The sequence below is a fragment of the Streptomyces sp. ADI95-17 genome (genome assembly GCF_003846175.1).
GTDB classification, from domain to species: Bacteria; Actinomycetota; Actinomycetes; order Streptomycetales; family Streptomycetaceae; genus Streptomyces; species Streptomyces sanglieri.
Window position 1 is genome coordinate 20335 of record NZ_ML123054.1, and the last position, 9099, is coordinate 29433.

Annotated in this window: 5 protein-coding genes and 1 pseudogene; 3 read left to right on the forward strand and 3 right to left on the reverse strand. The window is 70.4% G+C overall.

What is annotated here, in order from left to right; all coding sequences use genetic code 11:
• Positions 1-712: 712 nt before the first annotated feature.
• Complete coding sequence (locus EES42_RS40470; RefSeq protein ID WP_124723214.1) at positions 713-1141, reverse strand: Rv3235 family protein; 429 nt, start codon at positions 1139-1141, stop codon at positions 713-715.
• A 292-nt stretch (positions 1142-1433) separates the two neighbouring features.
• Here EES42_RS40470 and EES42_RS40475 point away from each other — a divergent pair, with 292 nt between their 5' ends.
• Together EES42_RS40475 and EES42_RS40480 are read left to right on the forward strand one after the other, a co-directional pair.
• Positions 1434-1940 carry a DUF6912 family protein gene (locus EES42_RS40475; protein ID WP_124723215.1) on the forward strand — a complete coding sequence of 169 codons (507 nt, stop codon included), beginning with the start codon at positions 1434-1436 and terminating at the stop codon, positions 1938-1940.
• 65 nt (positions 1941-2005) lie between these two features.
• Positions 2006-2677 (forward strand): HAD family hydrolase, encoded by a 672-nt coding sequence (locus EES42_RS40480; RefSeq protein WP_124723216.1) that lies wholly within the window; start codon positions 2006-2008, stop codon positions 2675-2677.
• Between the two features lie 51 nt (positions 2678-2728).
• On the opposite strand, the gene EES42_RS40485 is transcribed toward EES42_RS40480, so the two are convergent.
• Positions 2729-3298 carry a DJ-1/PfpI family protein gene (locus tag EES42_RS40485; RefSeq protein ID WP_124723217.1) on the reverse strand — a complete coding sequence of 190 codons (570 nt, stop codon included), beginning with the start codon at positions 3296-3298 and terminating at the stop codon, positions 2729-2731.
• Between the two features lie 389 nt (positions 3299-3687).
• Between EES42_RS40485 and EES42_RS40490 the strand changes: the two genes are divergently transcribed.
• The gene (locus tag EES42_RS40490; protein ID WP_124723218.1) at positions 3688-8691 is read left to right on the forward strand and encodes an NAD-glutamate dehydrogenase; all 5004 of its coding nucleotides are present in this window, start codon (positions 3688-3690) and stop codon (positions 8689-8691) included.
• 103 nt (positions 8692-8794) lie between these two features.
• On the opposite strand, the pseudogene EES42_RS40495 reads toward EES42_RS40490, so the two are convergent.
• Positions 8795-9099 (reverse strand): annotated as a pseudogene (locus EES42_RS40495) (ABC transporter ATP-binding protein); the annotation flags it as partial.

The window sequence follows — 9099 nt, forward strand, 5'->3', positions numbered from 1 at the left end:
TGAGAAGGCGGTCTCTGGGGCGAATTGGGCTGGGGCGGGGCTGAGAGGGAGGCGGATGGGGGCGAGGCGGGGCTGAGAGGGGGGCAGGAGGGACTGGGTGGGATGTGCGGCTCCCTTCCGGTGTTGGCTCTGCTCCCGGCCCCATAGGAGGCCGGGAGAGGCCGGGGCAGGACGCGCGGATTCCGCTGGTCCTGTTCCCCCCTCCCCGGCCTTGCCCTCCCCGGCCTTGCCCTCCCTGGCCTTGCCCTCCCTGGTTCGGCTTCTCCCTGGTCCGGCTTCTCCCCGGTTTGACTCCTGCTCGGACTGGCCTGGTTCGGTCCGGCCCTGCTCGGCTTTGCTTGGCCCGGCCTGCTTAGTCCGACGCGGATCAGCCTTGCTTGGCCCTGCCTGGTCCTACCTGGCCGGGCTCGGTCCGGCCTTGCCCGGCCTCCTGCGGGGCCTTGCCCGGCCTCCTGCGGGGCCTTGCCCGGCCTCCTGCGGGGCCTTGCCCGGCTCGGCTGCCTTGCCATTCCTTGCCTTGTCCGGCCCGGACCTGCCCTGATCTGCCTTGGCAGGACCGGCCCGGCCCGATCCCCGGTCCAGCCCCTCGCTCGCTCCCGTTCTTGCCCGGTCTCGGGGCTGCCCCGTTGTCGGTTTGGGTGGTTGTTCCGCCCCGGGCCTTGGCCCGGTCTGTCCGGTCTGCCTCCCTTCGTTGTCGTCGGCCTCGCCCCGGCTAGCGGGACGGGGTCGGCTGCAGGTGTTCGTCGCCGAGTTCCACTGCTGCGCAGCGCCAGCGGAGGTCTGGGCCCTGTTCCAGGCGGAAGGCCATGGCGCGTACCTGTTCGCCGGCCGCGATGCTCGCGCAGGCCTCCACCACGCCCGGGGCCGGCTGGGCGCCGTGGCACATGCGGATCACGGGGCGGGCGCCGCGGGCCCTGAGCGGGGTGCGGGGGGCCAGTTCGGCGAGTTGGTCGTAGGCCTCGCCGATGGTGTGGCCGAGCATCCAGTGCACCGGGCGCTGGCCGCTGAGGACTGCCAGGAGGCGGTCGGCGAACCAGTGGTGCGGGCGTACGCGCCGGGGAGTCCGGGTGCGCTGGGGTGGTACGGATTCGGGCCTGCGCTGGTCGCGGCGGCCGGCGGGCCGGGTCCTGTTCGTGCTCATCGATCATCGCCCCCGTGCTTCAGAGGCCCGGTGAAATACCGGGCGGTAACTTCTGCTGTGGACCTTCTACGGCGACGGCCGAGGAGGCCGCAAGCGGCAGGGGGGCGACGGGGGTGGTCGGGAGGAATCACCTATCCGGGTGATGCGGGCGGTGCGGGGCGGGGTGTGAGGCGGGCGCAGGGAGGGTGAGGGGTGGTTGCCGGGTGGACGGGGCGGCATCGGTGCACGTGACCCCAAAGGGGGACGTCACACGTATCCTGAGGGCGTTTCCGACTACGAAAGCGACCCGGCCATGCGCGTGTACGTCCCCCTGACCCTGTCCGGTCTCGCAGCGGCGCACCGGGCGGGCGAAATCGGTCCCGGGCCGCTCACCGCGTACGCGGTGACCCCCGCACTGCGCGAGTGGTACGTCTCGGACGACATCGAGGAGCTGGAGTACGCGGCGCTCAACCGGGCCGCCTCCGCCTCGCTGCGCATGATCGCGCAGAACCCCGACGCGGTGCGCAGGCGCGTCGTCGTGGCCGTCGAGGTGCCGGACGGCGCGGCCGTCGCCGACCCGGATCACAGCCTCGACCCGTCCTCGCTCGGCGAGGTGCGGATCGCGTCTCCCGTGGCGCTCGCCAAGGCCGCCGCGGTGCATGTCGACGCGGACGACGCGCAGAAGGACGTCACGGCGGCGGCCGCGGCGCTGGGGGCGGCGGACCACGGGGACGACGACGCGCAGTTCACCGTGGACGGCGCCGAGGACCATGAGCTGCTGTGGTTCGGCATTCAGGAGATCCCGAATCTGATCCCCTGAGGGCGAGGGAACGGGGCGGGTACTTCGGGTCGAACGGTTGTCGGAGGGGCGGGTACTTTCTATGCATGGGGACGCACGGGAAGCACCGCACTCATCTGGTCTGGGACTGGAACGGCACACTGCTCGACGACAACGACGCGGTCATCGGTGCGACCAACGCCGCGTTCGGCGAGGTCGGCCTGGCGCCGATCACCCTTGAGCAGTACCGCGAGATGTACTGCATCCCGATACCCCGCTTCTACGAACGGCTGATGGGCAGGCAGCCCACGCAGGCCGAGTGGGAGCGGATGGACGGGGTGTTCCACCGGTACTACACCGAGCGGCGGGACGCCTGCGGGCTCACCGAAGGGGCCGAGGAGCTCCTCACCCAGTGGCAGCTCGGCGGGGGCAGCCAGTCGCTCCTGAGTATGTACGGGCACGACCAGCTGGTCCCCGTGGTGCGCGGGTACGGCATCGAGCGGCACTTCCTGCGGGTGGACGGGCGTACCGGGCCCTCCGGCGGCAGCAAGGCCCGGCACATGGAGCGGCACATCGCCGCGCTGGACGGGATATCCGCCGAGCGCACGGTGATCATCGGTGACGCGGTGGACGACGCAGTGGCCGCGGCCCATGTCGGCGCGAAGGCCGTGCTCTACACCGGCGGGTCGCACAGCAGGGCCAGCCTGGAGGCGGCCGGGGTGCCGGTGGTGGACAGTCTGGCCGAGGCCGCGCAGCTGGCCGAGCAGATCGCCGGGTGAGGGCAGATCGCCGGGTGAGGACCGCCGGGTGAGGGAGGTCCGGCGCGGCCGTCAGGTCGTCACCGGGGCCTTTGTGCGGAGGATCTTCAGGAACTCGCGCATCCACGCCGAGTGGTCCGGCCAGGCGCGGGAGGAGACCAGCGCGCCGTCGACCACCGCCTCGTGGTCCTCGAAGGTGGCGCCCGCCGTCTGCATGTCGAGCTCCAGCGCGGGATACGCGGTGACGTGCCGGCCGGTCAGCGCGCCGACCGCCGCGGTCATCAGCGGGCCGTGGCAGATCTGGGCCACCGGACGGTCCGAGTCGAAGAACGCCTTGAGGATCTTGCGCAGCTCGGCGTCGTTGCGCAGATACTCGGGCGCCCGGCCGCCCGGGACGACCACCGCCACGTAGTCCCCGGGGTCGACCTCGGAGAACGCCAGGTCGGCGGGCCAGGTGTAGCCGGGCTTCTCGGTGTACGTGTCGAAGCCGGGCTCGAAGTCGTGGACGACGAAGCGGAGCGTCTTGCGGGCGGGGGCCGCGATGTGGACGTCGTACCCCTCCTCGCGCAGCCGCTGGTACGGGTAGAGGACTTCCAGGGACTCGGCGGCGTCGCCGGTGACGATCAGGATCTTCGGTGCCATGGCGGGGCTCCCACGGGTCGTCGGCCTGTTCCGCCTCCCAGAGTGAGGCAATACGGACTCCCGCGCTGTCCAGAGTGTCAAAGTTCGGGGCCATCTTTTTACACAAACGGCTCGTGACGGTCATGGGGGCGGGCGATATAGCCTGGACCCCGTGATCAGCGCGATAGCCCTCGGGGGCAGCGAAGCCCCCGGCCTGCGCCCGGAGTGCCACAGCACCCGGGCCGTCGCTGATTCCCTCAGCCCGGACCGAATGCCAAAAATGGCCAATTCGGCCCCGGGCATCTCTCATAGCGGCATAGCGTCGACTCAGACCGGAAACCCCGTGTCGTGGCGGTACGTCGTCTTTTTCACCTACGTCACGCAACGGCGCGCGACAGGAGCCAGAGGACATGCAGACCAAGCTGGACGAAGCCAAGGCCGAGCTGCTCGCACGGGCGGCGAAGGTAGCTGACAACAGCCCGGGCGGTGGTGTCGGTGGCCCGGGCGGTACCTCCCGGGTGCGTGTTGCGGCCACCGGGGCCGAGCAGGAGCGCCCCGGACAGGACGTGCTCCTCTCCTACCTCCAGCGCTACTACCTGCACACCGCTCCGGAGGACATCGCGGGCCGCGACCCCGTGGACGTCTTCGGTGCCGCCTCCTCCCACTACCGGCTGGCCGAGACGCGTCCGCAGGGCACGGCGAACGTCCGGGTGCACACCCCGACCGTCGAGGAGAACGGCTGGACGTGCAGCCACACCGTGGTCGAGGTCGTCACCGACGACATGCCGTTCCTGGTCGACTCCGTCACCAACGAGCTGTCCCGGCAGGGACGCGGCATCCACGTCGTGATCCACCCGCAGGTCGTCGTACGCCGTGACGTCACCGGCAAGCTCATCGAGGTCCTCGCCGAGGGCAACGGCATCGCGACCGGCCCGCAGGGCCGCAAGGGCGCCGAGGACAAGAAGAACGAGCTGCCGCACGACGCGCTCGTCGAGTCCTGGATCCACGTCGAGATCGACCGCGAGACCGACCGCGCCGACCTCCAGCAGATCACCGCCGACCTGCTGCGCGTGCTGTCCGACGTACGGGAGACCGTCGAGGACTGGGACAAGATGCGCGAGGCCGCGCTGCGCATCGCCGACGACCTGCCCGGCGAGCCGCTCGACGACCTCGCCGACGAAGAGGTCAACGAGGCCAGGGAACTGCTGCGCTGGCTCGCCGCCGACCACTTCACCTTCCTCGGCTACCGCGAGTACGAGCTGAAGGACACCGACTCGCTGGCCGCCGTCCCCGGCACCGGCCTCGGCATCCTGCGCTCCGACCCGCACCACAGCGTCGACGAGGCGCACCCCGTCAGCCCGTCCTTCGACCGGCTGCCCGCCGACGCCCGGGCCAAGGCCCGCGAGCGCAAGCTCCTCGTCCTCACCAAGGCCAACAGCCGCTCGACCGTGCACCGGCCCAGCTACCTCGACTACGTCGGCGTGAAGAAGTTCGACACGGACGGCAACGTCATCGGCGAGCGCCGCTTCCTCGGCCTGTTCTCCTCCGCCGCCTACACCGAGTCCGTGCGCCGGGTGCCCGTCATCCGCCGCAAGGTCGCCGAGGTGCTGGAGGGTGCGGGCTTCTCGCCCAACAGCCACGACGGCCGCGACCTGCTCCAGATCCTGGAGACGTATCCGCGCGACGAGCTCTTCCAGACGCCCGTCGACCAGCTGCGCTCCGTCGTCACCTCCGTGCTGTACCTCCAGGAGCGCCGTCGGCTGCGGCTCTACCTGCGCCAGGACGAGTACGGGCGCTACTACTCCGCGATCGTCTACCTGCCGCGCGACCGCTACACCACCGGTGTGCGGCTCCGTCTGATCGACATCCTCAAGGAGGAGCTGGGCGGCACCAGCGTCGACTTCACCGCCTGGAACACCGAGTCGATCCTCTCCCGGCTGCACTTCGTCGTCCGCGTCGCACCGGGCACCGAGCTGCCCGACCTCACCGACGCCGAGGCCGACCGCATCGAGGCCCGGCTCGTCGAGGCCGCCCGCTCCTGGGCCGACGGCTTCCAGGAGGCGCTGGGCGCCGAGTGCGGCGAGGAGCGCGCCGCCGAGCTGCTGCGCCAGTACGGCCACTCGTTCCCCGAGGGCTACAAGGCCGACCACACGCCGCGCTCCGCAGTGGCCGACCTGGTCCACCTCGAAGCCCTCAAGCAGGACGAGAACGACTTCGCCCTCAGCCTGTACGAGCCGGTCGGCGCCGTCCCCGGCGAACGCCGCTTCAAGATCTACCGGACCGGCGAGCAGGTCTCCCTCTCCGCCGTGCTCCCGGCCCTCCAGCAGCTCGGTGTCGAGGTCGTCGACGAGCGCCCGTACGAGCTGCGCTGCGCCGACCGTACGCACGCCTGGATCTACGACTTCGGGCTCCGGATGCCGCAGGCCAACGGCAACGGCAACTACCTCGCCGACGACGCCCGCGACCGCTTCCAGGACGCCTTCGCCGCCGTGTGGACCGGCAAGGCCGAGAACGACGGCTTCAACTCGCTGGTGCTGGGCGCCGGGCTGAACTGGCGCCAGGCGATGGTGCTGCGCGCCTACGCGAAGTACCTGCGCCAGGCCGGGTCGACGTTCAGCCAGGACTACATGGAGAGCACTCTCCGCAACAACGTCCACACCACCCGGCTGCTGGTCTCGCTCTTCGAGGCCCGGATGTCCCCGGAGCGGCAGCACGCCGGCACCGAGCTGATCGACGGCCTCCTCGAAGAGCTCGACGGGGCCCTGGACCAGGTCGCCTCGCTCGACGAGGACCGGATCCTGCGGTCCTTCCTCACCGTCATCAAGGCCACCCTGCGCACCAGCTTCTTCCAGATGGCGGATGACGGGAATCCGCACTCGTACGTCTCGATGAAGTTCGACCCGCAGTCCATCCCGGACCTGCCGGCGCCCCGCCCGGCCTTCGAGATCTGGGTCTACTCGCCGCGTGTCGAGGGTGTGCACCTGCGCTTCGGCAAGGTCGCCCGAGGCGGTCTGCGCTGGTCGGACCGGCGGGAGGACTTCCGTACCGAGATCCTCGGCCTGGTCAAGGCACAGATGGTGAAGAACACCGTCATCGTGCCGGTCGGCGCCAAGGGCGGATTCGTCGCCAAGCAGCTCCCGGACCCGGCCGTCGACCGCGACGCCTGGATGGCCGAGGGCATCGCCTCGTACCGCACCTTCATCTCGGCGCTGCTCGACATCACCGACAACATGGTGGCCGGCGAGGTCGTGCCGCCCAAGGACGTCGTCCGGCACGACGAGGACGACACCTACCTGGTCGTCGCCGCCGACAAGGGCACCGCGAGCTTCTCCGACATCGCCAACGAGGTCGCCGTCGCGTACGGCTTCTGGCTCGGTGACGCCTTCGCCTCCGGCGGCTCCGCCGGCTACGACCACAAGGGCATGGGCATCACCGCCCGCGGCGCCTGGGAGTCCGTCAAGCGGCACTTCCGTGAGCTGGGCCACGACACCCAGACCGAGGACTTCACCGTCGTCGGCGTCGGTGACATGTCCGGTGACGTCTTCGGCAACGGCATGCTGCTCTCCGAGCACATCCGGCTCGTCGCCGCCTTCGACCACCGGCACATCTTCATCGACCCGAGCCCGGACGCCGCCACCTCGTACGCCGAGCGCCGCCGGCTGTTCGAGCTGCCGCGCAGCTCCTGGGCCGACTACAACAAGGACCTGCTCTCCGCGGGCGGTGGCATCCACCCGCGCAGCGCCAAGTCCATCCCGGTCAACGCGCACATCCGCGAGGCGCTCGGCATCGAGCCGGGGGTCACCAAGATGACCCCCGCGGAACTGATGCAGACCATCCTCAAGGCCCCTGTGGACCTGGTGTGGAACGGCGGCATCGGTACGTACATCAAGTCCTCCGCCGAGTCGAACGCGGATGTCGGCGACAAGGCCAACGACGCGATCCGGGTCAACGGCGAGGACCTGCGGGCCAAGGTCGTCGGCGAGGGCGGCAACCTCGGCGCCACCCAGCTCGGCCGCATCGAGTTCGCCCGCGGTGGCGGCCGGATCAACACCGACGCGATCGACAACAGCGCCGGTGTGGACACCTCCGACCACGAGGTGAACATCAAGATCCTGCTCAACGGCCTGGTCCGGGACGGCGACATGACCGTCAAGCAGCGCAACAAGCTGCTCGCCGAGATGACCGACGAGATCGGCCGCCTGGTGCTGCGCAACAACTACGCGCAGAACGTGGCGCTCGCCAACGCCACCTCCCAGTCGACCTCGCTGCTCCACGCCCACCAGCGCTTCATGCGCCGGCTCGGCCGGGACGGCGACCTCGACCGCGGTCTCGAGTTCCTGCCCGCCGACCGCCAGATCCGTGAGCTGCTCAACGGCGGCAAGGGGCTCAGCCAGCCCGAACTGGCCGTGCTGCTCGCGTACACCAAGATCACGGCGGCCCGTGAGCTGATCAGGACCAGCCTGCCGGACGACGCGCACCTGCAGACGCTGCTGCACGCCTACTTCCCGGAGCAGCTGCGCGAGCAGTTCCCCGAGGCGGTCGACGGGCACGCGCTGCGGCGCGAGATCATCACCACGGTCCTGGTCAACGACACCGTGAACACCGGTGGTTCGACCTTCCTGCACCGGCTGCGGGAAGAGACCGGCGCCTCGATCGAGGAGATCGTGCGGGCGCAGTTCGCGGCCCGTGAGATCTTCGGCCTCGGCCAGGTGTGGGACGCCGTCGAGGCACTCGACAACGAGGTCGCGGCCGATGTGCAGACCCGGATCCGGCTGCACTCGCGCCGGCTCGTCGAGCGCGGTTCGCGCTGGCTGCTCGGGAACCGGCCGCAGCCGCTGGAGATCGCCGAGACGATCGACTTCTTCAAGGCGGGCGTCGAGCAGGTCTGGGCCGAGCTGCCCAAGATGCTGATGGGCGCCGACCTGGAGTGGTACCAGTCGATCCTGGACGAGCTCACCGAGGCGGGCGTCCCGGGCGAGCTGGCCCAGCGGGTCGCCGGATTCTCCTCCGCCTTCCCGGTGCTGGACATCGTGGCGATCGCGGAGCGCACGGGGAAGGACCCGCTCTCCGTCGCCGAGGTGTACTACGACCTCGCGGACCGGCTGGGCATCACCCAGCTGATGGACCGGATCATCGAGCTGCCGCGGGCCGACCGCTGGCAGTCCATGGCCCGCGCCTCCATCCGCGAGGACCTGTACGCCGCGCACGCCGCGCTCACCGCGGACGTGCTGGCGGTGGGCAACGGGACCTCGACGCCTCAGGAGCGGTTCACGGCCTGGGAGGAGAAGAACGCGGCGATCCTCACCCGGTCCCGCTCCACCCTTGAGGAGATCCAGGGGTCGGACGCGTTCGACCTGGCGAACCTGTCGGTGGCGATGCGGACGATGCGCACCCTGCTCCGTACGCACGCGTAGTCGGGCAGCCGAGAGGGGAGGCGGCCACCGGGGTTCCGGTGGCCGCCTCCCCTCTGTTCCGTCCTCGTGCGAGGCGCCTGTTCCGTCCTCGTGCGCGCCCCGGCTACTTCTTGCCGGAGGTGAACTTCTCGTACGCCGCCACGACCTCGTCCGCCGGACCGTCCATCCGCAGCGTCCCCGCCTCCAGCCAGATCGCCCGGTCGCAGGTCTCGGTGATCGACTTGTTGCTGTGGCTGACCAGGAAGACCGTGCCGGCCTCCTTGCGCAGCTCGATGATCCGTTCCTTGCTGCGCCGCTGGAACCTGGCGTCGCCGGTGGACAGCGCCTCGTCGATCAGGAGCACGTCATGGCTCTTGGCCGCCGCGATGGAGAAGCGCAGCCGGGCACCCATGCCGGAGGAGTACGTAC